Origin of the sequence: Amycolatopsis sp. NPDC051716, from assembly GCF_040681595.1 — a bacterium.
In the GTDB taxonomy this organism is placed as follows: Bacteria; Actinomycetota; Actinomycetes; order Mycobacteriales; family Pseudonocardiaceae; genus Amycolatopsis.
In genome coordinates this window covers 1-25,660 of record NZ_JBFAZA010000066.1, presented here as the reverse complement: position 1 = coordinate 25,660, position 25,660 = coordinate 1, and the positions used below count along the sequence as shown (strand labels likewise).

The following is a 25,660-nucleotide window of genomic DNA, read 5'->3' as shown; positions in this document are numbered from 1 at the left end:
TTTTTGGTGGGACACCCACTCAATCGCGATCCGCGAGAGCTTGGTTCGTGTCCCGGTGGCCACCCGGTTTCCCTGGCGACTTGGAGAACTTTACACCCCTCCGGAGGGCCCGGAACAGGGGGGTCCCTTAACCGCGTTCCCGCAGGTCAGGCCCCTGTTCCGGGCCGCCGGAGGCGGTCAGCCGCCGAGCGCGACGCCGGCGACGTTCCGCTTGCCCTTGCGGACGACGAGCCACTTGCCGTGAAGGGCGTCCTCGCGGGACGGCTTCCACTCCTCGTCCGCGATCTTCACGTTGTTGACGTACGCACCGCCCTCCTTGAGGGTGCGGCGCGCGGCGCCCTTGCTGTCCACCAGTCCCCCGGCGAGCAGCAGGTCGACGATCGTCGGCTCGGCCGCCGGGTCGACCTTGCCGTTCGGCACCTCGGCCATCACCGCGTCGAGGGTGCGTTCGTCCAGTTCGGCGAGTTCGCCGCGGCCGAACAGCGCCTGACTGGCGTTGATCACCTGGCGGGTCTGCTCCTCGCCGTGGACGAGGGTGGTGAACTCCTCCGCCAGCCGCTTCTGCGCGGCGCGCAGGTGAGGACGCTGTTCGGTGTCCTCCGCCAGGGCGGCGATCTCCTCCTGGTCGAGGAAGGTGAACATCCGCAGGTAGCGGACGACGTCGGCGTCACCCACATTGACGAAGTACTGGTACCAGGCGTACGGCGAGGTCATCTCCGGGTCGAGCCAGAGGTTCCCGCCGCCCGTCGACTTCCCGAACTTGCGCCCCTCGGCGTCGGTGACCAGCGGCGCGGTCAGCGCGTGCACGCTCGCCCCGTCGGTCCGCCGGATCAGGTCGACGCCGCCGACGAGGTTGCCCCACTGGTCGGAGCCACCGACCTGCAGCTTGCAGCCGTACTGGCGGTGCAGCTGCAGGTAGTCCTGCGACTGCAGCAGCAGGTAGCTGAACTCGGTGTACGACATGCCGTCACCCTCGAGCCGCCGCTTCACCGTCTCCCGGTTCAGCATGACGTTGATCGAGAAGTGCTTACCGATGTCGCGCAGGAACTCCAGGGACGTCTGCTGCCCGGTCCAGTTCAGGTTGTTCTCGACGATCGCGCCGGTCGCCGAGTCGTCGAAGTCGACGAACCGTTCGAGCTGGCCGCGGATGCGCCCGGCCCACTCGGCGACGACGTCGAGGGTGTTCAGCGTGCGCTCCCCGGTGTCGCGCGGGTCGCCGATCATCCCGGTCGCGCCGCCGGCCAGCACGATCGGCCGGTGCCCGGCGCGCTGGAACCGCTTGAGCATGAGCAGCGGGACCAGGTTGCCGGCGTGCAGGCTGGGCGCGGTCGGGTCGAAGCCGCAATAGAGCGTCACGGGACCCTGGTCGAGCTCGCGCCGGAGGGCGTCGATGTCGGTGGACTGCGCGATCAGGCCGCGCCAGGACAGCTCGTCGAGGATGTGTTCGCTCACGTCTGTAGATCCTCCCGCACCAGGTCAACCGACTAACTGGCGGGTCGGACCCGCCGCTTGCCGCCGCGGCGGTAGGTGGACACGGCGGGCGAGCCGTCGACCCAGAACCGCCAAGGCGTGTCCATCGCCATCGCGACGCCGACGCGCGGGCCGCTGCGGACCCGCTCGGCCGGCACCCGCTCGCCGGCCCGCAGCCGGACCGGCGACGCCGGATCGGTCAGGTCGACGCCGTTCTCCTGCCGGTCGATGCGCAGCACCGACGTGAGGATCGCCGGGCCCTTCGCGAGTTCGCCGGTCCCCCGGGCGTTCGGCCGCCGCTTGCGGACGACGTCGAGACCGCTGACGACCTCGCCCGCCCGCAGCAGCACCGCGCCGGCCACGCCGTCCTGCGAGCCGACGATGTTCGCGCAGAAGTGCATCCCGTAGACGAAGTAGACGTACAGGTGCCCCGCGGGCCCCCACATCACGGCGTTGCGCGGGGTCCGGCCGCGGTAGCAGTGCGACGCCGGATCGTCCTCGCCGCGGTAGGCCTCGACTTCGACCAGCCGGACGCCCACGGTGCCGTCGGGGCCGTCGGCCTCCAGGACCGAGCCGAGCAGCAGGTGGGCCAGGTCGACCGGATCGAGCGCGAGTTCGTCGCGGGTGAACAACCGGCCTGCGTCGCCGCTCAAACGGGGTTCCTCTCCTCGGCTGCCTGGCGCGCCCACCTTAACCCTTGAGCGATCGCTCAAACTTCTCTACAGTCGGTTTGAGCAGTCGCTCAAACTCTGAGGGGAGACGGGGATGAGACCGAAGGCGCTCTACGTCGAGACCGTGATCCGCACGGACCTCGACACCCTGTGGCGGCACACCCAGGACCCGGTCCTGCACCGCCGCTGGGACCTCCGCTTCGCCGAGATCGCTCCGATCGACGGTCTCGACGGCCACTTCCGCTACGTCTCGCGGTTCCTCGGCGTCACGGTCGCCGGCGTCGGGGTGAGCGCGGCGTCGCGGGACTGGCCGGACGGCTCCCGGACGTCCGTGCTGCGGTTCGCCTCCGCCGACCCGCTGTCGCTGATCAGCTCGGGCGCGGGTTTCTGGCGCTACACACCGGTCTCCGGTGGCGTCCGGTTCGTCACCGGCTTCGACTACGGCACCCGCTGGGGCCGCTTCGGGCGGCTGGCCGACCGGCTGTTCCGGCCGGTCTTCGGCTGGATGACGGCGTGGTCGTTCGACCGGCTGCGGCTCTGGCTGGAGACCGGCATCCCGCCGGAGGACCAGCCCCTGACCGCGCCCTCGGCCGCCCGCTGCGGCCGGACGCGGCCCCGCGACCAGGCGACTGCCGGAGCGTCGTCGTGACCGGCGTCTTCGAACGCACGCTCGGGGCGGATTTCGCGAACCTGCACCCCCGGATGCGGGAGCGGCTCGCCCTGTCAGACGGGCGCGGGATGATCGGCCACGGCGTGATGGACCGGATCTGGCGCGGCCCCGGCTTCACCCTGCCGTTCCTGTGGCTCGGGTCGGCGTGGCACATCCTGTTCCCCGAGCGCGGCCGGAACGTGCCGTTCACCATCGAGAACTACCCGTACGTGGACGGGCACGGCCGCGAAACGGTGTCCTTCGTGCGGACCTTCGAGTTCCCGGGGCGGCGCCGGCGCTTCGACGCCCAGATGGTGCACAGCACCGGCCGCGGGCTCGTCGACTACCTGGGGACCCACCAGCACCTGGCGGTGGACCTCGCGGTGACCGTCCGGCCGGACGGCGGGTTCCGGATCCGCTCCGGCGAGTTCCGGTTCCGGGACGGGACGGGCCTGCCACGGCCGCTCACCGTGACCGCGACGGTCGACGAGTGGTTCGACGACGACCTCGGGGAGTTCCGGATCGAGGTCGCGGTGGCCCATCCCCGCTTCGGGCCGGTGTTCGGCTACGAGGGCGGCTTCAGCGCCCGGTTCGTCGACGTCGGCCGCGGGGTGAGCGGCGCGGTCAAGCCGCTTCGTGAGAAGGTCATGGACTGATGGGCACCGGCCGGAACTCCAGTTCGCAGGACACGAAGCAGCGGCTCGTGGACGGCGTGCTGGAAGTCGTCCGGCAGCAGGGCATCACCGCCGTCTCCGCCCGGTCGGTCGCCAGTGCCGCGGGCGCCAACCAGGCGCTGGTCTTCTACCACTTCGGCAGCGTCGAGGAACTCGTCGCGCAGGCGTGCCTCTCCGCGACGGAGGCCCGGGTCGCCCTCTACCGGGACCGGTTCGCCGCCGTGGCCACCGTCGGCGAACTGCTGGCGCTCGGCCGGGAGATCCGGACCGCCGAACGCGCGGAAGGCAACCTGGCCCTCCTGGCCCAGACGTTGGCCGGGGCTCAGGGCAGCGAGCGGCTCGCCCAAGCGACCCGCGAGGGCCTGGACAAGTGGATCACCGAAGTCCGGGCGGCGCTCGAGCGCGTGCTCGAAGGGTCGCCGCTGGCCGAGCTCGCGGATCCCGACGGGCTGGCCCACGCCGTGTCCACGGGGTTCCTCGGGCTGACCCTGTTCGACACGGTCGACCCCGACGGCGCCGAGCAGGCCGTCGCCGCGCTGGAGCGGCTGGCCGTGCTCGTCGACGTCCTCGACGGGCTCGGCCCGGTGGCCACGCGGGCCGTCCGGGCCAAGCTCCGCAAAACCCTCAGTTGAGCCATTGGCGTGCCGCGGTGACACGCTCCTCGAGCCGGGCGCGCTGTTCGCCCACGCGCACCGGCGCCGTGCCGCCCCGGGCGTCGCGGGACTTCACTGAGCCTTCGACGGTCAGGACTTCACGGACCGCGGGCGTGAGCGCCGGGTTGATCTTCTCGAACTCTTCGTCGGTCAGCGCGTCCAGGCCGACGCCGCGGGACTCGGCGACGCGGACGCTCTCGCCCGCCGCTTCGTGCGCGACGCGGAACGGCACGCCCTGGCGCACCAGCCACTCGGCGATGTCGGTGGCCAGGGTGAAGCCGGCCGGGGCCAGCTCGGCGAGCCGGTCGGTGTGGAAGGTGAGCGTTTCGAGCATGCCGGCGATCGCCGGGAAGAGGAGCTCGAGCTGCTCGACCGAGTCGAAGACCGGCTCCTTGTCCTCCTGCAGGTCGCGGTTGTAGGCCAGCGGCTGCGCCTTGAGGGTGGCCAGCAGGCCGGTGAGGTTGCCGATCAGCCGGCCCGCCTTGCCGCGCGTCAGCTCCGCGACGTCCGGGTTCTTCTTCTGCGGCATGATCGAGCTGCCGGTGGCCCAGGCGTCGTCCAGCGTGACGTACCCGAATTCGGCGGTGTTCCAGATGATCACCTCTTCGGCGATCCGGGACAGGTTCACCGCGAGCATCGCGACGGCGAAGGCGAACTCGGCGACGAAGTCACGCGAAGCGGTGCCGTCGATGGAGTTTTCGACGCTGGTGGCGAAGCCCAGCTCCTCGGCGACGGCTTCGGGGTCGAGACCCAGCGACGAGCCGGCGAGGGCCCCCGAGCCGTACGGCGACTCGGCCGTGCGCGCGTCCCAGTCCTGCAGCCGCGAGACGTCGCGCAGCAGCGCCTGGCCGTGGGCCATCAGGTGGTGGGCGAGCAGCACCGGCTGGGCGTGCTGCAGGTGCGTGCGGCCGGGCAGGATCGCGTCCGGGTGCCGCTTCGCCTGCGACACCAGCGCGTCGATGACCTCCAGCGTGCCCGCGACGACCCGGCGTGCGGCGTCGCGCAGCCACATCCGGAACAGCGTGGCCACCTGGTCGTTGCGCGAGCGACCGGCGCGCAGCTTGCCGCCGAGCTCGGTGCCCGCGCGCTCGAGCAGGCCGCGCTCGAGGGCCGTGTGCACGTCCTCGTCGGCGATCGTCGGGGTGAACGTCCCCGACGCGACGTCCTGGGCGAGCGTGTCCAGCGCGGCCAGCATGCCGGTCAGCTCGTCGTCGGTGAGCAGGCCCGCCTTGCGCAGCACCCGAGCGTGCGCACGCGATCCGGCGATGTCGTAGGGCGCCAGGCGCCAGTCGAAGTGCGTCGACGCGCTCAGCGCGGCCATGGCCTCCGCCGGACCGCTGGCGAACCGGCCACCCCACAGCTGCACCGGCTGCTCGTTCCCGCTCACTGTTCTCGCTTCTCCTCGGTGTTCGTCGGATTCAGGTCTTCGGCCGTCACCCGGCCGTCGTACAGGACCAGGCGGACTTCGCCCGACACGGCGCTGGCCAGACTGGCGCATCCGCGCCCGGCCCGCCGTTCGAGGGCCGCGCACGCTTGACGGCGGCCGATCCTCTGCGCCTCCCCGCGCGCGCTCAGCATGCGGCGCGCTTCGGCGACGGAGACGGTCTCGCCGTCGATCGCCACCGGAACCCCGCGGTCGAAGGTGATCACGACCTCGTCCGGCGCGAGGAACTCGCCCTCGGCCGGGAAGATGTCGGCGAGCACGGTCATGTTGGCCCTTCGTCCCCGGGTTCGTGCGCGGACCGGTGCGCGAGGGCGGCGAAGCGCTCCGCCAGTTCCTTGCCGGTCAGGGGTTCCCGCGCGATGACGGCGACCGTGTCGTCGCCCGCGATCGAGCCGACGACCTCTTCGAGCGCCGCCCGGTCGATGGCGCTGGCCAGGAACTGCGCCGCGCCCGGCGGTGTCCGCAGCACCATCAGGTTGCCGGACGAGTCCGCCGAGACCATCAGCTCCGCGAGCAGCCGGGAGAGCCGTGACGTCCCGCCCTGCACCCCGCGCACGGGGCTGCCGTCCTCGGGGATGACGTAGACCGGCGCGCCCGAGTCCGGCCCGCGCAGCTTGACCGCGCCCAGCTCGTCGAGGTCGCGCGACAGCGTCGCCTGGGTGACCTCGATGCCCTCGGCGGCCAGCAGCTTGGCCAGCTCGGTCTGGCTGCGGATCGTCGTGGTGGACACCAGCTCCGTGATCCGCGCCTGCCGCCCCACCCGGCTGCTGGTCATCGCCGGCTCTCTTCGAACAGCCAGACCAGCAGGGCCTTCTGGGCGTGCAGCCGGTTCTCGGCTTCGTCCCAGACCGCGCTGGCCGGGCCGTCGATCACCTCGTCGGTGATCTCCCAGCCGCGGTGCGCGGGCAGGCAGTGCAGCACGATCGCGTCGTCCGCCGCCTTCTTCAGCAGCTCGGCGTTGACCTGCAGGGCGCGGAACGGGCCCACCCGGTCGAGGCCGTCGTTCTCCTGCCCCATCGACGTCCACGTGTCGGTGACGAGCACGTCCGCGCCGTCGACCGCCTCGTAGGGGTCGATGAAGGCGGTGGCCGTGCCGCCCGTCTCCTCGCCGCGCTTCTTGGCGTCGAGCATGACCTGCTGGTCGGGCTGGAACCCGAGCGGCGAGACGACCCGGACGTGCATCCCGGCGGTGATCCCGCCGAGCAGCAGCGAATGCGCCATGTTGTTGGCGCCGTCGCCGAGGTAGACGAGCTTGAGACCGGCGAGCTCACCCTTGCGCTCGCGGATCGTCATCAGGTCGGTGAGCACCTGGCACGGGTGGAACTCGTCGGTGAGCGCGTTGACCACCGGGATCGACGCGGCCGACGCCATCGTCTCGATGCGCTTCTGCGCGAAGGTGCGCCACACGATCCCGTCGACGTAACGCGAGAGGACCCGCGAAGTGTCCTCGATGGTCTCTTCGCGGCCGAGCTGCATCGAGCGGCCGTCGACGATCACCGGGTGGCCGCCCAGCTGGCTGATGCCGACCTCGAACGAGAACCGGGTCCGTGTCGAGTTCTTCTCGAAGATCGCCGTGATGGACTTGCCGGCGAGGATCTTGTTGCCCAGCGGGTCGGCTTTGAGCGCGTCGGCGAGGTCGAGGATGGCTTTCTGTTCGGCCGGACTGACGTCGTCGTCGCGGAGGAAGTGGCGCAGCATCAGTCGGAGTCCTTCGTGGTGGAGTCGAGCGCGTCCGGAAGGGCGGCGAGGAAGCCCGCGGCCTGGGCGCCGTCGAGGACGAGCGGGGGCGCGAGCCGGACGGCGTCCGGCGCGACCGGGTTGACGAGGTAGCCCGCGGCCTGGGCGGCCTGGGCGACCGCCGCCGAGACGGGCTTTTTCAGGGCGATGCCCAGCAGCAGCCCGGCGCCGCGCACGCCGGCGACGAGCGGGTGGCCCAGCGCCTCGACGCCCGCCGCGATGTCCTTGCCCAGCGAGGCGACGTGGTCGAGGAGACCCTCCTCGGCGATGGTCTTCAGCACGGCGAGGCCGGCCGCGCAGCAGACCGGGTTGCCGCCGAAGGTGGTGCCGTGCTGACCCGGCTTGAGCAGCTCGCCCGCCGCGCCGACGCCGATCACCGCGCCCAGCGGCAGCCCGCCGCCGAGGCCCTTCGCCAGGGTGATGACATCCGGGACGATGCCGGCCTGCTGGTAGCCGAACCAGGTGCCGAGCCGGCCGAGACCGGTCTGCACCTCGTCGAGCACCAGCAGCGTGCCGGTGGCCTTGGTGATTTCGCGGGCGGCCTGAAGGTAACCGTCCGGCGCCGGGATGACACCCGCCTCCCCGAGCACCGGCTCGAGGAACACCGCCGCGGTGTCGGTGTCGACGGCGGCCTGGAGCGCCCCGACGTCCCCGAACGGCACGTGCTCCACGCCGGGCACCAGCGGCTTGAAGGGGTCGCGCTTGGCGGGCTGGCCGGTGAGCGTGAGCGCGCCCATGGTCCGGCCGTGGAACGCGCCTTCGGCGGCGACCACCTTGGTGCGCCCGGTCAGCCGGCTGATCTTCAGCGCGGCTTCGTTGGCCTCGGCGCCGGAGTTGACGAACAGCACCTTGCCGTGGCCGGTGAGGCCGGCGACGTCGAGCAGCGCCTCGGCGAGCTCGACGGCGACGGGGTTGACGTAGAGGTTCGAGGTGTGGCCGAGCCGCTTGATCTGCTCGGTGACGGCCTCGACGATCGCCGGGTGGGCGTGGCCGAGCGCGTTGACGGCGATGCCGCCGACGAGGTCCACGTACTCCTGGCCGTCGGCGTCCCACACCTTCGCGCCTTCGCCGCGCACCAGCGTCAGCTTGGGCGTGCCGTAGTTGTCCATCAGGGCGGACTGCCAGTGCGCCTGGCCGTCCACATTGGACGTGAGGTCGGTCACGGGAGCTCCGTTTCGGGGAAGACCATGGTGCCGACGCCGCGGGAGGTGAAGACCTCCAGCAGCACCGAATGGGCGAGGCGGCCGTCGATCACGTGCGCCCGGCGCACGCCGCCGCGGATGGCGCGCACGCACGCCTCCATCTTCGGGATCATGCCGCTGGCCAGGCCGGGCAGCATGGTCTCGAGGCGGTCGACGCGGATGCGGTCGATCAGCGACGACCGGTCGGGCCAGTTCGCGTACAGGCCTTCGACGTCGGTGAGCACCACGAGCTTCTCGGCGCCCAGCGCGGCGGCCAGCGCACCCGCGGCCGTGTCGGCATTGACGTTGTGCACGACGCCCTCGACGTCCGGGGCGACCGTGGAGACCACCGGGATGCGCCCGGCGTTGACGATGTCGAGCACCGCGTCCGGGTTGACCTCGGCGACCTCGCCGACCAGCCCGATGTCGACCGGCTCACCGTCCACAGTGGCCTGTTTGCGTTCGGCGGTGAAGAGCCGGGCGTCCTCGCCGGAGATGCCGACCGCGTACGGCCCGTGGGCGTTGATCAGCCCGACGAGCTCGCGGCTGACCTGCCCGGTGAGCACCATCCGGACGATGTCCATCGTCTCCGGCGTGGTGACCCGCAGGCCGCCTTTGAACTCGCCTTCGACGCCGAGGCGCTTGAGCATCGCGGTGATCTGCGGGCCGCCGCCGTGCACGACGACCGGGCGCAGGCCGGCCAGCCGGAGGAACACCATGTCCTCGGCGAAGGCCGCCTTCAGCTGGTCGTCGATCATGGCGTTGCCGCCGTACTTCACCACCACGGTGGCACCGTGGAACCGCTGCAGCCAGGGCAGCGCTTCGATGAGCACACCGGCCTTCTCGGCCGCCGTCGCGAGTCGTTCGTCCGCGGAAATCAGAGCCTCCTGGGTCATGAGGAGTACGCGCTGTTCTCTTCGACGTAACCGTGCGAAAGATCCGTGGTGTAGATGGTCGCGGTGCTTTCGCCGACACCGAGGTCGACGACGATTTCGATGGCCCGGCCGGTGAGGTCCGCCTCGGACCGGTCGGCGGCGGGCACCCCCTGGGCGAACAGGGTGACGCCGTTGATCGCGATCGACACGGCCTCCGGGTCGATGCGGGCCGGCACTCGGCCGAGCGCCATCGCGATCCGGCCCCAGTTCGGGTCGGAGCCGAACAGGGCCGTCTTGACCAGGTTGTCCTCGGCGATCGTGCGGGCGACGGCGATCGCGTCGGCCTCGGTGGCCGCGCCCCGCACGGTGACGTCGACGTCCTTGGTCGCGCCCTCGGAGTCCGCGCGTAGCTGGAGGACCAAGTCGTGGCTGACCGCGGTGAGCAGCTCGGTCAGCTCCGCTTCGGTGGGCTCGACCCCGCTCGCACCGGAGGCCAGGACCAGGACGGTGTCGTTGGTGGACGTGCCGCCGTCGACGTCGAGCCGGTCGAAGGTGACGTGGGTGGCCGCGCGCAGGGCCCGGTCGAGGATTTCCTTGTCCACCACGGCGTCGGTGGTCAGGACCGAGAGCATGGTGGCGAGGTTCGGCGCGAGCATGCCCGCGCCCTTGGCGAAGCCGCCGACGCTCCAGCCGCTGTCATGCTCGGCGAACGCCTGCTTCGGTTTGGTGTCGGTGGTCATCACGCCCTTGGCGGCGTTGAGGCCCGCTTCGGCGCTCGCGTCGAGGGCCTTGACGGCGGTGTCCACTCCGGACAGGACCGCGTCCATCGGGAGCCGTTCGCCGATCAGGCCGGTGGAGCAGACGGCGACCTCGATCGCGCCGGCCCGCAGGACTTCGGCGACCTTCTCGGCGGTGGCGTGGGTGTCCTGGAAGCCGCCGGGGCCGGTGGCCGCGTTCGCGCCGCCGGAGTTGAGGACGACGGCCTTCAGCCGCTGCTGCTTGAGCACTTCCTGCGACCACAGCACCGGCGCGGCCTTGATGACGTTGCGGGTGAACACGCCCGCCGCGACGTCGAGCGGGCCGTCGTTGACGACCAGGGTGAGGTCGAGCGCGCCGGAGGCCTTGATCCCGGCGGCGACGCCGGCGGCGCGGAAGCCCTGGGGGCCGGTGACGGTCACGGTGCCACTCCTACGGTGGAAAGGCCGGTGGCCTCGGGGAGACCGAGGGCCAGGTTCATCGACTGGACGGCACCGCCGGCGGTGCCCTTGGTCAGGTTGTCGATCGCGGCGACGACGACCAGCCGCTTGGCGTCGGCGTCGACCGTGATCTGCAGCTGGGTGTTGTTCGAGCCGAGCGTCGACGCGGTCGTCGGCCAGGCACCCGCGGGCAGCAGCTGGACGAACGGCTCGGCGTCGTAGGCCTTCTCGTAAGCCGCTCGCGCGGCGGCCTCGTCGACACCGTCCTTGAGCGGAGCGCTCGCGGTGGTGAGGATGCCGCGGGGCATCGGCGCGAGGACCGGGGTGAAGGACACGGTGACCTTCTCGCCCGCGACGGCCGAGAGGTTCTGCGCGAACTCGGGGGTGTGGCGGTGGGCGCCGCCGACGCCGTACGCGCTGGCCGAGCCCATCACCTCGGAACCGAGCAGGTTCGGCTTGAGGCTCTTGCCCGCGCCGGAGGTGCCGGTGACCGCGACGATCGTGACGTCGGGCTCGATCAGGCCGGCGGCGAACGCGGGCGCCAGGGCCAGCGACCCGCCGGTCGGGAAGCAGCCCGGCACGGCGATGCGCTTGGTACCCGCGAGCCGCTCCCGGGCGCCGGGCAGCTCGGGCAGGCCGTACGGCCACTGGCCGGCGTGGTCGCCGCCGTACCAGCGCTGCCAGGCGCCGGCGTCGGCCAGGCGGTGGTCGGCACCGAGGTCGACCACCAGGACGTCCGGGCCGAGCTGCGCCGCGATCGCCGCGGAGTGCCCGTGGGGCAGCGCGAGGAAGACGACGTCGTGGCCGGCGAGGGTCTCCGGCGTCGTCTCGGCCAGGACGCGGTCGGCGAGGGGGACGAGATGGGGCTGGTGGACGCCGAGCTTCGTGCCCGCGCTGCTGGCGGCCGTGAGCGCGCCGATCTCGACCCTGGGATGGGTCAGGAGCAGGCGCAGCAGCTCACCACCCGCGTACCCGCTGGCTCCGGCCACCGCGATGTTCACCGTCATACGCATGATTATGCACGCCCTTGCAAGTCTAAACAAACCCGAAGTGGCCGCCGCCACCTTGGGATGCTGGGCGCATGACGGACACCCCGGCCCGGCTGCTCGGCCTGCTCTCGCTGCTCCAGACCCCCCGCGAGTGGCCGGGCAGCGAACTGGCCGGGCGCCTGGGCGTCAGCCCGCGAACCATCCGCCGCGACATCGAGCGGCTGCGCGACCTCGGGTACCCGGTCGAGGCCAGCCGCGGGATCACCGGCGGGTACCGGCTGGTCGCCGGCACCGCGATGCCCCCGCTCGTGCTCGACGACGAGGAAGCCGTCGCGATCGCGGTCGGGCTGCGGACCGCCGCGGGGCAATCCGTGTCCGGCATGGAGGAGGCGTCCGTGCGGGCGCTCGCCAAGCTGGAACAGGTCCTGCCGGCCCGGCTGCGCCGCCGGGTGGGCACGATCGGCACGGCGACGGTCGCCGTGCCGGCCACCGGGCCGGTCGTCGACCCGGCGCAGCTGACGGTGTTCGCCGGGGCGATCACCAACCACGAAACCGTCCGGTTCCGCTACCGCGCCCACGACGGCGCCGAGACCCGGCGCCGGGCCGAGCCGCTCCGGCTGGTCGCCGCGGGCCGCCGCTGGTACCTGGTCGCGTACGACCTCGACCGGGCGGACTGGCGCGTGTTCCGCGCCGACCGCGTCCGCGAAGCCCAGGCGACCGGCGGCCGGGCGGTGCCGCGCGAGCCGCCCGCGACGGACCTGGCGGCCTACGTCACCGACCGGTTCCACGACCTGGCACCGACGTACCGGGCGGTGGCGGTCCTGGCGGAACCGGCCGCACAGATGGCGCCCCGCCTCGGCCAGGCGGCGGCCGACCTGACCGACCTCGGCGACGGCCGGTCCCGGTGGCGGAGCCACCCGGACACGGTGGACTGGCTCGCGTTCCGGTTGCTCGGACTGGGGTGCGCGTTCACGGTCGAGGAACCGCCGGAGCTGGTCGAACACCTGAAGGTGCTGGCCGCCCGCGCCGCCGCGGCGGTGCCGGACTGACCGGGAATCCCGGCGCGGGAACGGCTGTGCGGGACGGTGACTCTTTCCTCGGCCGCACACCGCAACCCCATCGGGCGCCTGAACACGCCGACCGCCCGCACCGCCGCGGCCACGCTGGCCTGCCGGGTCAACCAAACCCCGGGCTCGTCGCCCGCAACGGCGGCTGCCCTCGCGGCCGCAGATCGCGACCCCACCGAGCGCCTGAACACGCCGGCCACCCGCACGGCCGCGGCCATGCCGGCCTGCCGGGTCACCCAAGCCCGCGACCCGCGACCCGCGCGGCCGCACACCGCGGCCCTTCGGGCGCCTGAACACGCCGGCCGCGGCCCCGGCGCGGGATTGCCTCGTGGTGCAGCACTGCTCCTCCTCCCTGGATGTGCTTCGGTGCCCGGCGATCAGAGGTTCATCCGCTGCCAGTCGAACTCCCGCCGCCAGCTGTCGTCAGCTGAAGCGAAGCCGGTGAATGCCCGGACGATGCGGGCCCGGTCCGCGACCTCGGTGCGGAAATGGCGGTCGGGTAGCCCTTCGCGGTGCTCCAGCGCGAACCAGCCGCCGCGGGCGGCAGCCTGCTCACCGAAGCCGGCTTGGATGTAATGGTCGCCTCGATCGAGGACCGCGAACCAGTTCTCCGCCGACAACCGCTCCAGCGCCGCTTCGATGTCGGCCGCGCCAGGGTTCTCGATCCGCGTTCCGTCGCAAGACGACAACACCAGCACCGGATCGCCGCGCGCCGCGGGTGGGGCGCTCATCGCGCCGTCTTGCGGGTCGTAGAGGACGAGACTGTGACGCTCGGCCAATTCATCGAAGCTCATCGGGCTCCTCCGTTCGGTGAAGTGGGGGACGACGGCCCGGTGGGCCGGTCCACAGCGCAGACCGGCCCACCGCCGCCGGTCAGCCCGGCTCACCTCCGTCCAGGTCCGTGCGCCTGCTCGGCGGCACGGGGAGGTAGCAGCCCGGGTTCTCCGGGTCGCAGCCCACGCGCGGCAGCCGGGCGCGGATGCCGCCGGGGGTGCGCTCGAAGTACTCCGCGATCTGCGCGACGCTCTCCCCCGCGATCCACCGGCTTTCCAGCTCCGCGTCCGACTCCGCGCTCCACGGGCGGCCCTGCTGGGCAGGACGGCCCGCGGATCTTCGCCGGGGCCCGCGGCCCGCGCCGGTCGCGGACAGCAACTCGTCCGCGACGAGCTCGGCCACCGTGGCCGCCACCGCGACGTCCACGTCGAGGCTGCCCTCGGCGACCGGTTCGCCGCCGGGGCCGCCGGCTTCCAGGGTGATCATCACCCGGGGGGTGGGTTCGGCGCGGTCGACGTCCGTCCTGGTCGCAACCACGATCTGGTAGGTGTTTTCCTCTGCCCGGATCTCGGTCCGGCGCTCTTCGATGATCGACATGCCACGAAGCTAGCGCGCACCCCCGACAATTTTCGGTCACGCGCAGCTCACGGCCCACTTCGCTCCGAAATTGTCGGACCCCTCCCCTAACGTCTCCGGCGACCACGAACCGTCACGAGGAGGCGACGATGGGACACCGGCGGACAAGACGCTGCCCCGGTCCGGAAGAACCGGACCGGGGCAGCGGGATCAAGCAGTTTCGCTCAGAAGTGCAGCAGCTGGGCCAGCGCGCTCTGCTTCTCCTGGGCGGCCTTCGCGGTGTTGTCCGACTTCTGCGCCGCGGCGCCGTCGGGCACCGGCGGCGGCACCGGGCTGCACTGGACGTCCGAGTGGTTGCCGGGCTGACGCTTCGGCAGGGCGCCGGTGGCCAGGTAGTCGGCGATCTTGTCGTCCACACAGGACACCCCGGACAGCGAACCGGCGTGCGTGGTACCGCCCGGCGCGCTGATCAGGCTCGAGTTCGGGAACCGCTTCCGCACCTCGAGGCTGCCGGTGTACGGCGTGGCAGCGTCGAGCTCCTCGCTGATGAGCAGCGCACCGGCCACCTTGCGGCCGTCGATGTCCACCGGCTTGCCCGCCTTCGCCGGCCAGAACACGCAGGGCGCGTTGAACCAGGCGTTGCCCCAGGTCTCGAACGGGGCCTTGAAGTAGGTCAGCCAGTTGTCGACCCGCCACCGGTTCCAGTCGGTCGGCCACTGCACGTCGGTGCACTGCACGCCCAGGTACACGGCGAAGCCGTTGTCGTTGCCGGGCGGGTTCGAGCTGTCGTAGAGCTCCTTGAGCGTCTGCCAGTCACCCTGGTGCACGTAGCCGTCGAAGGCCTTCGCCATGTCGACCCAGCCGAAGACGTAGTAGCCGGCCTGCAGGAAGATGTCGGTCCACTCGTCGCCGCCGATGACCCCGCCCGCCGGGTCCTTGGCGAGCTTGCGCTGCGTGGCGTACCACAGCTTCTCGACGGCGTCGCCGGTCTTGCCCAGGTGGTAGACGTCGTCGTACTTGGCCAGCCAGTCGAAGTAGATCTTGATGTTCTTGTCGAACGCGACGTCCTGGTCGAGGTTGGCCTGGTACCAGACCTTCCGCGGGTCGACGTTGCCGTCCAGCACCATCCGGCGGACGTTCTTCGGGTACAGCGTGCTGTACACCTGGCCGAGGTAGGTGCCGTAGGAGAAGCCGTAGTAGTTGATCTGCTTCTCGCCCAGCGCCTTGCGCAGGCTGTCCATGTCCTGCGCGACGTCGGTCGTCTTCAGGTGGTTCAGGATCTCGCCGTTCTTGCGGCACGCGTCGGCGTACCCCTTCGAACGGGCGAGCCAGGTCTTCTCCAGCTGCACGGTGGTCGGCACGTAGGCCGGCCGGTTGTAGCTGAAGTAGTTCCCGTCGCAGCTGATGGCGGGCTTGCTGGACCCGACGCCCCGCGGGTCGAAGCCGATCCAGTCGTAGTTGTCCCCGGCGTGGTTCGGCACGTACTTGCCGAGCACCGACAGCCCGAGGCCGGAGCCACCCGGGCCGCCCGGGTTCACCAGCATGATGCCCTGGGACTGCGCGGTCTTGTGCTTGATCCGCGAGACCGCGACGGAGACCTTCGCACCGCCCGGCTTCGCGTAGTCCATCGGCACTTCGAGGAAGCCGCATTCGGCGCCGTTGGCCTTGAGGCTCGCCGACGCGCAGGGGCCCCAGGCGATCGGCGCGGGAGTGAACTGCGCCCCGGGTTCCGCCGAGGCGGCGGGCGCGGCGGCCATCAGCCCGGCCGCGAGCCCCGCGGCGGCGATGGCGGCAACGATTCGTTTCACAGTCGTCCTTTTCGTCCGCATTCGACGGCGTTCGCCAGATTTTCGACGAAACTACCGGCAACCTCGGCCAATCTCGCTGACCGACGCGACTTTCGCCATCCGCCTTTAGTCGGAACCTGCGGCGCCCGCGCACCCCGGAACTGTCGGTGGCCGGCAGTACGCTCCGCATCGCCGAAGCCCGACGGGAGGACAGATGAGCGCGGACGAGAGGCTGGTCAAGGCGATCCGTACCGGATTGGCGGGCCTGGCGGACCCGGCGAAAGCGCCGGCGATGCAGACGTACATGAAGTCGGCCATGCCCTTCCGCGGGGTGGCGAAACCCGAGCGCGGCGCCCTCCTCAAACGGGTGCTGGCCGAGCACACATTGCCCGATCGGATGACATTCTCGGCGACCGTCCTGGAGCTGTGGCGGACCGCCGAATTCCGCGAGGAGCGCTACGCGGCCATCGATCTTTCCGGGTACCGGGCCTACCGGCGGTGGCAGGACCCCGACCTGGTCCCGGTGTACGAGGAAATGATCGTCGGCGGAGCGTGGTGGGACCACGTGGACGAGCTGGCCATCCGGAGGATCGGCCCGATCCTCCGGGAGTACCGGCCGCGGATGACACCGATCATGCTGGCTTGGGCCCGCGACGACGACCTCTGGCGCCGCCGGACGGCCATCATCTGCCAGGTGGGGGCCAAGGAGGACACGGACACGGAGCTGCTCACCCGCGCGATCGAGCCGGCGATCGGGGAGGCCGAGTTCTTCCTGCGCAAGGGAATCGGCTGGGCCCTGCGGGACTACGCGAAGACGGCGCCGGACTGGGTGCGGTGCTTCGTGGACGATCACCCGGGCTTGTCCGGGTTGTCCAGGCGGGAGGCGCTCAAGCACATCGGCTGAGGTGCGGGTGCGGTGCACCTGGCGGGTCGGTTCACGTGCCTGGACGGTCGGCTCGCGTGATTGAACGGACGACACGCGTACCTGGCGGGTCGGGGCGCGTGCCTGGACAGTCGGCTCATGTGTCTAGCGGGTCGACTCGCGTGACTGGACGGTCGACACGCGTGTCTGGAGGGACGACTCGCGTACTTGGAGGGTCGGGGCGCGTACTTGGGGGGTCGGAGCGTGGCTGGTGTGTGGGCCGGCCCCTCCTGCCGGAGGGCGGGAGGGGCCGGGGAGCGTCAGGCGCGGAGGGTGGCGTTGAAGCGCTCGCCTGCTGCTGCCACCGCTGCGTCGCGGGCCTTGGTGGCCTCGTCGACCGTCAGCGTGCGGTCCGGCGCGCGGAACCGCAGCTTGTACGCCAGCGATCGCTTGCCCTCGCCGACCTGCTCGCCCGCGTACACGTCGAACAGGGTGATGTCCTCCAGCAGCTCGCCCGCCCCCGTGCGCAGGACCTCCGCGAGGTCCGCCGACGGGACATCCGCCGCCGCCACCAGGGCGACGTCCAAGAGCACGGGCGGGTAGCCCGACACGCTCGGTGCCGGGCGGGCGTCCGGGAGCGGGATCGCGTCCAGGTCCAGCTCCATCGCCACCGTCCGGGGCGGCAGGCCGAGGGCCTCGACCACCTTCGGGTGCAGCTCACCCGCGTAGCCGACCGGCCAGTCGCCGACCCGGAGCTGGGCGCAGCGGCCCGGGTGCCACGGCGGGAGGTCGGCCGCCTGCACCTTCAGCTCGACCCCGGCCGCCTCCGCGATCGTGCGGGCCGCCTGGACCGCGTCGGCCCAGTTCGCCGGCTCGCCCGGACCCCACCAGCTCGCCCGGTGCCGGTTGCCGGCGAGGACCGCCGCCACGTGCAGCGGCTGCTCGGGCACCGCCGCCTCCAGCAGGGCCAGGTCCTCGTCCGAGGGGCGCCGGTCGACGCCGAGGTCGGGGACCTTCAGCGGGTTCGGGGCCGGGAGCACCACCTGGCCGATGTGGTACAGCGAAACGTCCTTCATCCCGCGGGACACGTTGCGCTGCAGGGTGTCCAGCAGGCCCGGCAGCAACGTCGTCGCCAGGCGGTTGCGGTCGGCCTCCAGCGGGTTGCGGACGACCAGCGCGTTGCGGCGGCTGTCGTCGGCCGGGAGCCCGAAGGCGTCCCACACCGCGTCGCTGACGAACGGGAACGGACGCACCTCGACGTACCCCGCCTCGGCCAGCGCCCGGGAGACACTCCGGACGCGCCGCTGGCCGTCGGTCAGGCCACGGCCGGCCGGGGCCGCCGGGAGGGTCGACGGGATGCTGTCGTACCCCTCGAGCCGCAGCACCTCTTCGACGAGGTCGGCCGGCTGGTGCAGATCGCCGCGCCAGCTCGGCGGGATCGCCGTGACCAGGCCCGTTCCGTCGTCGCCCGTGCCGACCGAGACCTTGCAGCCGATCTGGGTGAGCCGGCGGACCGTCACGCCGCGCTGGTAGTTCACGCCCGCGACCTTGTCGGGCAGGTTGATCGGCATGACGACCGGCGGGTTCGGCTCGACCGTGCCCTCGTCGGTGCGGCCGGGCTGGATGGCGGCGTCGCCGTACTGGCGCAGCAGCCGGGCGGCCAGCTCGACCGCCGCCGCGCACAGCTGCGGGTCGGTGAACCGCTCGAACCGCTTGGCGGCCTCGGAGAACAGCTTGTGGCGCCGCGCGGTGCGGCTGATCGCCGCCGGGTTCCAGTGCGCCGCCTCGAGCAGCACGTCGGTGCTCTCCGGCGTGATCTCGGTGCTCGCGCCACCCATCGTGCCGGCGAGCGAGATGACGCCGCTGTCGTCGGCGATGACCACGTCGTCCGGGTCGAGCGTGCGCTCGACATCGTCCAAAGTGGTCAGTTTCTCGCCCGGCTTCGCCCGCCGCACCACCAGGTCGCCCTGGATGGCCTTGGTGGCGAAAGCGTGCAACGGGTGCCCGAGCTCGAGCATCACGTAGTTCGTGACGTCGACGGCCAGCGAAATCGACCGGATGCCGGCCAGCATCAGCCGCCGGCGCATCCGCCACGGCGTCGGCGCGGTCGCGTCCAGGCCGGTGACCCGGCGCAGCACGAACCGCGGGCAGCCTTCCGGGTCCTCGACGCGGACCGGCCAGGCGTCGCCCTCGGCCGCCGGGACCTCCAGCAGGGCCGGGTCGCCGAAGGGGACGTCGAGCGCGTTCGACAGCTCGCGCGCGAGACCGCGGATCGACAGCGCGTAGCCGCGATCCGGGGTCGGGGCGAGCTCGATCACCGAGTCGTTCAGGCCGAGCAGCTCACTCGCGTCGTCACCCGGGCTCGCGGTGCCCGGGGGCAGCACGAGGATGCCGGCGTGGTCGTCGCCGAGGCCGAGCTCGCGCGCCGAGCAGATCATGCCGTCGCTGACCCGGCCGTAGGTCTTGCGAGCGGCGATGGAGAAGTCGCCGGGCAGGACGGCGCCCGGCAGCGCGACGACGACCAGGTCGCCCTCGACGAAGTTGCGCGCGCCGCAGACGATGCCGCGGGTCTTGATGCCGTGCGGGCCCTCGTCGAACTCGCCGGCTTCGTCGTCGTCCTCGTCCTCGTCGTCGAGTTCGTCGTCGTCGAGGTCCTCGGCTTCGTCGGCGGGCTCGCCGACGTCGACGCGGCAGAAGCGCACCGGCTTCTTGAACTCGGTGAGCTCCTCGATCTCGGCCACCCGGCCGACGACCAGCGGGCCGGTCACCGGACCGAGCTCGTGCAGGTCGTCGACCTCGATGCCGATCCGGACGAACGCGTCGGCCAGGTCCTGCGGCGTGATCTCCTCAGCGAGCTCGAGGTGTTCGGTCAGCCAGCTGACTGGGACTCGCACTACGCCTCCGTTCCGAAGGGAAGGGTGAAGCGGACGTCGCCCTCCACCATGTCGCGCATGTCCGGGATCCCGTTGCGGAACTGCAGGGTGCGCTCGATGCCCATGCCGAAGGCGAACCCCGAGTACACCTCGGGATCGACACCGCAGGCGCGCAGCACGTTCGGGTTGACCATGCCGCAGCCGCCCCACTCGACCCAGCCGGGGCCGCCCTTCTTCTCCTCGAACCAGACGTCCACCTCGGCGGACGGCTCGGTGAAGGGGAAGAAGTGCGGGCGCAGCCGCGTCTTGGAGCTTTCGCCGAACATCGCGCGGGCGAAGGCGTCCAGCGTGCCCTTGAGGTGGGCCATCGTGATGCCCTTGTCCACCGCGAGGCCTTCGACCTGGGTGAACACCGGCGTGTGCGTCGAGTCGAGCTCGTCGGTGCGGTACGTCCGGCCGGGGCAGACGACGTACACCGGCAGATCGCGGTGCAGCAGCGTGCGCGCCTGGACCGGCGAGGTGTGCGTGCGCAGCACCAGGCCCGAGTCCTCTTCGCCGACGTAGAACGTGTCCTGCAGCTGCCGGGCCGGGTGGTCCTTGCCGAAGTTCAGCGCGTCGAAGTTGAACCACTCGGCTTCGAGCTCCGGGCCCTCCGCGACCTCGTAGCCCATCGCGACGAAGGCGTCCGCGACGCGTTCGGAGATGGTGCTGATCGGGTGCCGGGCGCCGCGCGGGACGCGGTCCCAGGGCAGGGTGACGTCGACCGCCTCTTCGCGCAGCACGCGCTCGTCGCGCTCCACCTGGAGCTCGGCGCGGCGGGCGTCGAAGGCCGCCTGGACGGCCTGGCGGGCCTCGTTGACGCGCTTGCCCGCTTCGGCCTTCTCCTGCTTGGGCAGGGCGCCGATCTCACGGCGGGCGAGCATCAGCGGCGCGTGGTCGCCGAGGTGGGCCGGCTTGACCTCGGCCAGCCCTTCGAGCCCGGTCGCGGCGGCGAACGCCGCTTCGGCGGCCTTGACCGCCGCCTGCAGCGTCTCAGGGGCGAGTACCGCGCCCTGTACTTCCTTCTCCGTGGCTCCGGACATAACTCCTCGGCGTCCGCTGGGACTGGTCGTTCGCGCTCCGCCGCACACGGCGCGCGAGAGGTCAAAGGCGGGAAAAGTCTATGGGATCGGCTCCGCACGCCCCCGGTCGCCCCGGGGCGTGCGGACACCCGGTCACCGCGCGGAGAACGCCTCGGCGAAGCCGGCCGGCGCGAGCGCACCGGGCCCCGCTCCGCCGGCTCCGGCGCGGCAGGGCAGAAAGCCGTGCCACACCCCGAAAGGAGGGGGCCGGCCGCTGGTCAGCGGCGTGCCGCCAGCGCGCTCGTGTAGACGCAGACGGCCGCGGCGGTGGCGAGGTTGAGGCTCTCGGCGCGGCCGTACATCGGGATCCGGACCGCGAGGTCGGTCCGGTCGAGGACGTCGGCGGGCAGACCGTGGGCTTCGTTGCCGAACACCCACGCCGTCGGCACGGCGAGGTCCACCCGATCGAGTTCGGCGTCGGCGTAGCCGTGGGCGGCGAACGTCCGCAGTCCCGCGGCCGAGCAGGCGGCCAGCGCGGCCGGGACGTCGCGGACCCGCGCGATCGGCAGGTGGAACAAGCTGCCGGCGGCCGCGCGGACGCACTTGCCGTTGTGCGGGTCGACCGTGTCGCCCGCCAGGACGACCGCGTCGGCACCGGCCGCGTCGGCGACCCGGATCACCGTGCCGGCATTGCCGGGGTCGGCGACGTCCACCAGCACCACCACGAGCCGGGCAGCCGGGGTCACCGCCTCTTCGAGAGGCCGGTCCAGCAGCGCGCAGACGGCCACGATGCCCTGCGGCGTCACGGTTTCCGACAGCCCCTCGGCGGCGCGGTCGGTGATCGGCGAGACCCCGACGCCCGCCGCGCGGGCCGCGTCCACCAGGTTCGCGTGCTGTGCGGCCGCGCGCGAAGTGACGAACAACTCGTGCACCGTGCCGTCCGACAGCGCGGCCTCGACAGCGTTGGCGCCCTCGGCCAGGAACCGGCCGGTCTTGTCGCGTTCCGCGCGCCGGGTCAGCTTGCGCGCAGCAACGACCCGGGGGGTCCGTTCGGTGAACGGATCCGCCCCGGGTCGGGAAAAGCTGCCGGTCAGGCCGACTTCGCTTCGCCGGTGTTGACGTTGGCCTTGGCGAGCTCGGCCAGCGCGGTGAAGGCGGCGGCGTCGTTGACGGCCAGGTCCGCGAGGATCTTGCGGTCGACCTCGACACCCGCGGCCTTGATGCCCTGGATGAACCGGTTGTAGGTCACGCCGTTGGCCCGGGCGGCCGCGTTGATGCGGGTGATCCACAGCTGGCGGAAGTCACCCTTGCGGGCACGGCGGTCCCGGTAGGCGTAGTTCAGCGAGTGAAGCGTCTGCTCCTTGGCCTTGCGGTACAGCCGCGAACGCTGGCCGCGGTAGCCGCTGGCCAGTTCGAGAGTTGCGCGACGCTTCTTCTGGGCGTTTACCGCCCGCTTGACGCGTGCCACGGGTCCATCCTGTCGATCTCAGGGGGCGAGGGGGACGCCCCGGGTGGTTACAGCAAGTTCTGCGGGATCAGATGCCGAGCAGGCGCTTCACGCGGCTGACCTCGGTCTTGGCCACCTCGGTGGTGCCCTCGAGGCGGCGGGTCACGCGGCTGGACTTCTTCTCCATGCGGTGGCGCCGGCCGGTCATCTGGCGGCGCAGCTTGCCCGTCCCCGTCTTGCGGATGCGCTTGGAGGTCCCGCTGTGGGTCTTCATCTTCGGCATTTCTGTCCTCTTTCGTGCGGCGGCTCACCGGAGAATCCGGTGAGCCGCTGGCTCGTGCTGGTCGGCGCTTATGCCTCGGGGGTCGGCTCGGGGGCCGCCTCGGCCTTCGCCTTCGGCTTCACGTTCTTGTGCGGGGCCAGCACCATGATCATGTTGCGACCGTCCTGCTTCGCCGAAGACTCGACGAAACCCAGTTCGGTGACGTCCTCGGCGAGCTTCTGCAGCAGCCGGTAGCCGAGCTCCGGCCGGGACTGCTCGCGACCGCGGAACATGATCGTGACCTTGACCTTGTTGCCCGCCGCCAGGAAGCGCGACACGTGACCCTTCTTGGTCTCGTAGTCGTGCTGGTCGATCTTGGGGCGCAGCTTCTGTTCCTTGATGACGGTCAGCTGCTGGTTCCGACGCGACTCGCGGGCCTTCTGCGCGCTCTCGTACTTGAACTTGCCGAAGTCCATGAGCTTGCACACCGGCGGGCGGGCCTGCGGCGCGACCTCGACGAGGTCGAGGTCGTTCTCCTGCGCCAGGCGCAGCGCATCCTCGATCCGGACGATGCCGACCTGTTCGCCGGCGGGTCCGACGAGACGGACCTCCGGCACCCGGATTCGGTCGTTGATGCGTGTCTCGGAGCTGATGGGGCCTCCTTGGTCCGAGGAATGTTTCGTGTTCTCGTTCGACCTGGTGCCCACATAGCGAAGGCCCCGACACCATTCGGTGCGCGGGGCCCACTCTGTTTCCGATCGCACCCGGCCGCGAAGCCGGGCACTTCACCCTGGACTTGACGTCCGGGTGAGACCGGACCCGGCCACCTGTACGGTGACGCGGGTGGGAGCGGGGCTCCACTTGCCGCCCCCGATCGCTCGGGGGCTGGTCGCTCGTGGAAGGGTACCAGACGTGTCGGAACAACCTTCCCAACAGCCCCCGTATTCCCCGGACGCGCGCCACCTGGAGGACATCCCCAGCGTGGAGGTGATCAGCCGCGCCGCCGTCATGCTGCTGTCGGCCGGCGCCGAACGGCTCGGCCTGGCCGATGCCGATCCCGCCGCCTCCCCGCACCGGGACCTCGATGAAGCTCGCCGCCTGATCACCGCGCTCGCCGGGCTCGTGACGGCCTCCGCCGAGTACCTGGGGCTGCACGCCGGGCCGCTGCGCGATGGCCTGCAGTCGCTCCAGAAGGCGTTCCGGGAGGCTTCGGCCGTGCCCGACGAGCCCGGCCAGGGGCCCGGCGAGAAGTACACCGGTCCCGTCTACTGACATTTCAGTCGCTCGATCGCGACTCGGCGAGTCTGCTCGTCACTGACATTTCACTCGTCCGGTCCCAGCCCGGCGAGCCTGCGAGTAGCTGACATTTCAGTCGCTCAAGTCCTGACTCGGCGAGCTCGCTCCGACTGACATTTCAGTCGCTAGGACTCTGGCTCGACGAGCCCTGGTGGCACTGACATTTCAGTCGCCGGACCTCTGGCCGACGAGCCTGGTGGCACTGACATTTCACTTGCCGGGGCCCTGGCCGACGAGCCTGGTGGCACTGACATTTCACTTGCTCGGGTCCTAGCCGGGCGAGCCCGCTCGCAACTGGACATTCACTCGCTCGGGTTCTTACCCGGCGAGTCTGCTCACATCTAACATGTTAGATGTGAGCCTCTCAAAGGTCAGCCGCCCGCTCCTGCGCGACGAGGCGTACGACCGCATCCGGCAGGCCATCGTCGACGGCACGTTGCCGCCGGGCACTCCCCTGCGCGACGGCGACCTCGCCGACCAGCTGGGCCTCTCGAAAGCCCCCGTCCGGGAAGCCCTCCGGCGGCTGGCCGACGACGGCCTCGTCGACTCCAAACCCCAGAGCTACACGCGGGTCTCCGACGTCATGTCGCGGGACGTCCTGGACGCCCGGGAGATCGTCCGCGCGCTGCACGAGTTCACGGTGAAACAAGCCGCCCCGAGGTGCCGGCCGGCCGACGTCGCCGCGATGCGCGCGGCCAACGACCGGTTCGCCGCGGCGATCGAAGCCCGGGACATCGCCGCCGCCGTGAAAGCGGACGACGAACTGCACGACATCCCCGTCCGGCTGGCGGGCAACGCCGCGGTGGCGGCGACCCTCGACCGCTACACCCCGCTGCTCCGCCGGCTGGAGCGCGCGCACTTCAGCTCGACGCTCGCCTGGAACTCCGTCGAGCGCCACACGAAGCTCATCGACGCCCTCGAGAAGCACGACACCGAAACCGCCGTCTCCGTGATTTCGACCATCTGGACCGAGCTGCTGGAGGACCGATGACCCTCGCCGACTTCCCCCGCTACCCCCTGCTGTTCGGCCCGTCGCCGGTGCACCCGCTCGAGCGGCTCACCGCGCACCTCGGCGGGGCGAAGGTCTGGGCGAAGCGCGAGGACGTCAACTCCGGCCTCGCCTACGGCGGCAACAAGACCCGCAAGCTCGAATACCTGGTCGCCGACGCGCTGGCGCAGGGCGCCGATACGCTCGTCTCCATCGGCGGCGTCCAGTCCAACCACACCCGCCAGGTCGCGGCCGCCGCCGCGCGGGCCGGGCTGAAGGCCGTGCTGGTGCAGGAAAGCTGGGTCGACTGGCACGACCCGCTCTACGACAAGGTCGGCAACATCCAGCTCTCGCGCATCCTCGGCGCGGACGTCCGGCTCGTCCAGGCCGGCTTCGGCATCGGGTTCAAGGAAACCTGGGAGGACGCGGTCGCCGAGATCGAAGCGAACGGCGGGAAGCCGTACGCCATCCCGGCCGGCGCGTCGGACCACCGGCTCGGCGGCCTCGGCTTCGCGAACTGGGTCGTGGAGCTGGAACAGCAGGAGGCCGAACTGGGCGTCTTCTTCGACACCGTGATCGTCTGCTCGGTCACCGGCAGCACGCAGGGCGGCATGGTCGCGGGGGCCGCGCTCGGAAAGAACCGACGCATCCTCGGCATCGACGCCTCCGCGAAGCCCGAGGAGACGCGCGAGCAGGTCACGCGCATCGCGCGCAACACCGCCGAGCTGATCGGCGCCGGCGAGCTCGCGGAAGTCGAGCTGGACGACCGGTACCACGCCGGGATCTACGGCATCCCGGACAAGTCCACTGTGGACGCGATCGAGACCTGCGCGCGGCTGGAGGGCATGATCACCGACCCGGTGTACGAGGGCAAGTCGATGGCGGGCCTCATCGACCTGGTCGGCCGCGGGGAAATCGGCAAGGACTCGAACGTCCTCTACGCCCACCTCGGCGGGCAGCCCGCCCTCAACGGCTACACGAGCGTCCTCGGCTGAGGCGGAGGCGGTGGGGGGGGGGCGGCCCGCCCCCCCCCAACCCCCCCCCCCCCCCCCCCGCCGAGGCTATCGACGCGGACGGCAGCCCCGGGTACCACCGACACCCACCGGCGGGGGGGGGCCGGGGCGGCGC

27 protein-coding genes are annotated in these 25,660 nt (G+C 71.5%); 8 read left to right on the top strand and 19 right to left on the bottom strand.

Translation table 11 applies throughout. The features are described 5' to 3' along the window. Positions 1 to 177: 177 nt before the first annotated feature. Entirely contained in the window at positions 178 to 1,452 is a 1,275-nt protein-coding gene (gene tyrS / locus AB0M30_RS46165; RefSeq protein ID WP_364598654.1) for a tyrosine--tRNA ligase, read from the bottom strand. 32 nt (positions 1,453 to 1,484) lie between these two features. Then, positions 1,485 to 2,123, bottom strand: a complete 639-nt coding sequence (locus tag AB0M30_RS46160; RefSeq protein WP_364598651.1) for a DNA-3-methyladenine glycosylase — start codon at positions 2,121 to 2,123, stop codon at positions 1,485 to 1,487. A 112-nt stretch (positions 2,124 to 2,235) separates the two neighbouring features. On the opposite strand from AB0M30_RS46160, the gene AB0M30_RS46155 reads away from it, so the two are divergent. Genes AB0M30_RS46155 through AB0M30_RS46145 form a run of 3 tightly spaced genes read left to right on the top strand, consistent with a single transcriptional unit; the run spans position 2,236 to position 4,096 of the window. Further along, positions 2,236 to 2,790: a hypothetical protein gene (locus AB0M30_RS46155; protein WP_364598648.1), complete on the top strand. Its 555-nt coding sequence runs from the start codon at positions 2,236 to 2,238 to the stop codon at positions 2,788 to 2,790. Beyond that, on the top strand, positions 2,787 to 3,446 hold the full coding sequence (locus AB0M30_RS46150; protein WP_364598645.1) for a DUF4166 domain-containing protein: 660 nt from the start codon (positions 2,787 to 2,789) through the stop codon (positions 3,444 to 3,446). The genes AB0M30_RS46155 and AB0M30_RS46150 overlap by 4 nt, the downstream gene beginning before the upstream one ends. Next, positions 3,446 to 4,096 (top strand): TetR family transcriptional regulator, encoded by a 651-nt coding sequence (locus AB0M30_RS46145; protein WP_360180299.1) that lies wholly within the window; start codon positions 3,446 to 3,448, stop codon positions 4,094 to 4,096. Before AB0M30_RS46150 ends, AB0M30_RS46145 begins: the two co-directional genes overlap by 1 nt. Here the strand turns inward: AB0M30_RS46145 and argH are convergent. From argH to argC, 8 genes are read right to left on the bottom strand one after another with little or no spacing between them, the layout of a single operon-like run. After that, positions 4,089 to 5,504: an argininosuccinate lyase gene (gene argH / locus AB0M30_RS46140; protein WP_360180297.1), complete on the bottom strand. Its 1,416-nt coding sequence runs from the start codon at positions 5,502 to 5,504 to the stop codon at positions 4,089 to 4,091. The two genes, AB0M30_RS46145 and argH, sit on opposite strands and share 8 nt — an antisense overlap. Further along, positions 5,501 to 5,827 carry an argininosuccinate synthase gene (locus AB0M30_RS46135; protein ID WP_364598641.1) on the bottom strand — a complete coding sequence of 109 codons (327 nt, stop codon included), beginning with the start codon at positions 5,825 to 5,827 and terminating at the stop codon, positions 5,501 to 5,503. The genes argH and AB0M30_RS46135 overlap by 4 nt, the downstream gene beginning before the upstream one ends. Beyond that, positions 5,824 to 6,336 carry an arginine repressor gene (locus tag AB0M30_RS46130; protein WP_364598638.1) on the bottom strand — a complete coding sequence of 171 codons (513 nt, stop codon included), beginning with the start codon at positions 6,334 to 6,336 and terminating at the stop codon, positions 5,824 to 5,826. Before AB0M30_RS46130 ends, AB0M30_RS46135 begins: the two co-directional genes overlap by 4 nt. Next, positions 6,333 to 7,259, bottom strand: coding sequence for an ornithine carbamoyltransferase (gene argF, locus AB0M30_RS46125; RefSeq protein WP_364598635.1), 927 nt, complete (start codon positions 7,257 to 7,259; stop codon positions 6,333 to 6,335). The genes AB0M30_RS46130 and argF overlap by 4 nt, the downstream gene beginning before the upstream one ends. Then, positions 7,259 to 8,461: an acetylornithine transaminase gene (locus AB0M30_RS46120; protein WP_364598632.1), complete on the bottom strand. Its 1,203-nt coding sequence runs from the start codon at positions 8,459 to 8,461 to the stop codon at positions 7,259 to 7,261. The genes argF and AB0M30_RS46120 overlap by 1 nt, the downstream gene beginning before the upstream one ends. Then, complete coding sequence (argB, locus tag AB0M30_RS46115; protein WP_364598629.1) at positions 8,458 to 9,375, bottom strand: acetylglutamate kinase; 918 nt, start codon at positions 9,373 to 9,375, stop codon at positions 8,458 to 8,460. Before argB ends, AB0M30_RS46120 begins: the two co-directional genes overlap by 4 nt. After that, positions 9,372 to 10,532 (bottom strand): bifunctional glutamate N-acetyltransferase/amino-acid acetyltransferase ArgJ, encoded by a 1,161-nt coding sequence (argJ, locus tag AB0M30_RS46110; RefSeq protein ID WP_364598626.1) that lies wholly within the window; start codon positions 10,530 to 10,532, stop codon positions 9,372 to 9,374. Before argJ ends, argB begins: the two co-directional genes overlap by 4 nt. Then, entirely contained in the window at positions 10,529 to 11,557 is a 1,029-nt protein-coding gene (gene argC, locus AB0M30_RS46105; protein WP_364598623.1) for an N-acetyl-gamma-glutamyl-phosphate reductase, read from the bottom strand. Before argC ends, argJ begins: the two co-directional genes overlap by 4 nt. A 74-nt stretch (positions 11,558 to 11,631) precedes the next feature. On the opposite strand from argC, the gene AB0M30_RS46100 reads away from it, so the two are divergent. Further along, entirely contained in the window at positions 11,632 to 12,588 is a 957-nt protein-coding gene (locus AB0M30_RS46100) for a YafY family protein (protein ID WP_364598621.1), read from the top strand. Positions 12,589 to 12,983: 395 nt separating this feature from the next. Here AB0M30_RS46100 and AB0M30_RS46095 read toward each other — a convergent pair whose 3' ends face one another. The 3 genes from AB0M30_RS46095 to AB0M30_RS46085 form a co-directional block, all read right to left on the bottom strand. Further along, entirely contained in the window at positions 12,984 to 13,400 is a 417-nt protein-coding gene (locus AB0M30_RS46095) for a hypothetical protein (protein ID WP_364598618.1), read from the bottom strand. Between the two features lie 79 nt (positions 13,401 to 13,479). Further along, a complete protein-coding gene (locus tag AB0M30_RS46090; RefSeq protein WP_103338658.1) occupies positions 13,480 to 13,977 on the bottom strand; it encodes a helix-turn-helix domain containing protein in 498 nt (165 codons plus the stop codon). Positions 13,978 to 14,180: 203 nt separating this feature from the next. Continuing rightward, positions 14,181 to 15,764, bottom strand: a complete 1,584-nt coding sequence (locus tag AB0M30_RS46085) for an alpha/beta hydrolase (protein ID WP_364598614.1) — start codon at positions 15,762 to 15,764, stop codon at positions 14,181 to 14,183. 193 nt (positions 15,765 to 15,957) lie between these two features. Between AB0M30_RS46085 and AB0M30_RS46080 the strand changes: the two genes are divergently transcribed. Then, positions 15,958 to 16,647, top strand: coding sequence for a DNA alkylation repair protein (locus tag AB0M30_RS46080; RefSeq protein ID WP_364598611.1), 690 nt, complete (start codon positions 15,958 to 15,960; stop codon positions 16,645 to 16,647). Between the two features lie 278 nt (positions 16,648 to 16,925). Here the strand turns inward: AB0M30_RS46080 and pheT are convergent, their stop codons facing one another. The 6 genes from pheT to infC all read right to left on the bottom strand — a co-directional run bounded on the left by pheT (position 16,926) and on the right by infC (position 22,955). Beyond that, positions 16,926 to 19,499 (bottom strand): phenylalanine--tRNA ligase subunit beta, encoded by a 2,574-nt coding sequence (pheT, locus tag AB0M30_RS46075; RefSeq protein ID WP_364598608.1) that lies wholly within the window; start codon positions 19,497 to 19,499, stop codon positions 16,926 to 16,928. Beyond that, complete coding sequence (pheS, locus tag AB0M30_RS46070) at positions 19,499 to 20,560, bottom strand: phenylalanine--tRNA ligase subunit alpha (protein ID WP_103338662.1); 1,062 nt, start codon at positions 20,558 to 20,560, stop codon at positions 19,499 to 19,501. Before pheS ends, pheT begins: the two co-directional genes overlap by 1 nt. 257 nt (positions 20,561 to 20,817) lie before the next feature. After that, on the bottom strand, positions 20,818 to 21,633 hold the full coding sequence (locus tag AB0M30_RS46065) for an RNA methyltransferase (protein ID WP_364598657.1): 816 nt from the start codon (positions 21,631 to 21,633) through the stop codon (positions 20,818 to 20,820). Further along, positions 21,630 to 22,007, bottom strand: a complete 378-nt coding sequence (rplT, locus tag AB0M30_RS46060; RefSeq protein ID WP_004559056.1) for a 50S ribosomal protein L20 — start codon at positions 22,005 to 22,007, stop codon at positions 21,630 to 21,632. Before rplT ends, AB0M30_RS46065 begins: the two co-directional genes overlap by 4 nt. Positions 22,008 to 22,074: 67 nt before the next feature. Further along, complete coding sequence (gene rpmI, locus AB0M30_RS46055; RefSeq protein ID WP_103338663.1) at positions 22,075 to 22,269, bottom strand: 50S ribosomal protein L35; 195 nt, start codon at positions 22,267 to 22,269, stop codon at positions 22,075 to 22,077. A 68-nt stretch (positions 22,270 to 22,337) separates the two neighbouring features. Continuing rightward, positions 22,338 to 22,955 carry a translation initiation factor IF-3 gene (gene infC / locus AB0M30_RS46050; protein WP_103338664.1) on the bottom strand — a complete coding sequence of 206 codons (618 nt, stop codon included), beginning with the start codon at positions 22,953 to 22,955 and terminating at the stop codon, positions 22,338 to 22,340. Positions 22,956 to 23,160: 205 nt separating this feature from the next. Between infC and AB0M30_RS46045 the strand changes: the two genes are divergently transcribed. The 3 genes from AB0M30_RS46045 to AB0M30_RS46035 all read left to right on the top strand — a co-directional run bounded on the left by AB0M30_RS46045 (position 23,161) and on the right by AB0M30_RS46035 (position 25,527). After that, positions 23,161 to 23,520 carry a DUF1844 domain-containing protein gene (locus AB0M30_RS46045; RefSeq protein WP_364598603.1) on the top strand — a complete coding sequence of 120 codons (360 nt, stop codon included), beginning with the start codon at positions 23,161 to 23,163 and terminating at the stop codon, positions 23,518 to 23,520. Between the two features lie 379 nt (positions 23,521 to 23,899). Then, a complete protein-coding gene (locus tag AB0M30_RS46040; RefSeq protein ID WP_364598602.1) occupies positions 23,900 to 24,535 on the top strand; it encodes a GntR family transcriptional regulator in 636 nt (211 codons plus the stop codon). Then, positions 24,532 to 25,527, top strand: coding sequence for a 1-aminocyclopropane-1-carboxylate deaminase (locus tag AB0M30_RS46035; RefSeq protein WP_364598600.1), 996 nt, complete (start codon positions 24,532 to 24,534; stop codon positions 25,525 to 25,527). The genes AB0M30_RS46040 and AB0M30_RS46035 overlap by 4 nt, the downstream gene beginning before the upstream one ends. Positions 25,528 to 25,660: the final 133 nt, after the last annotated feature.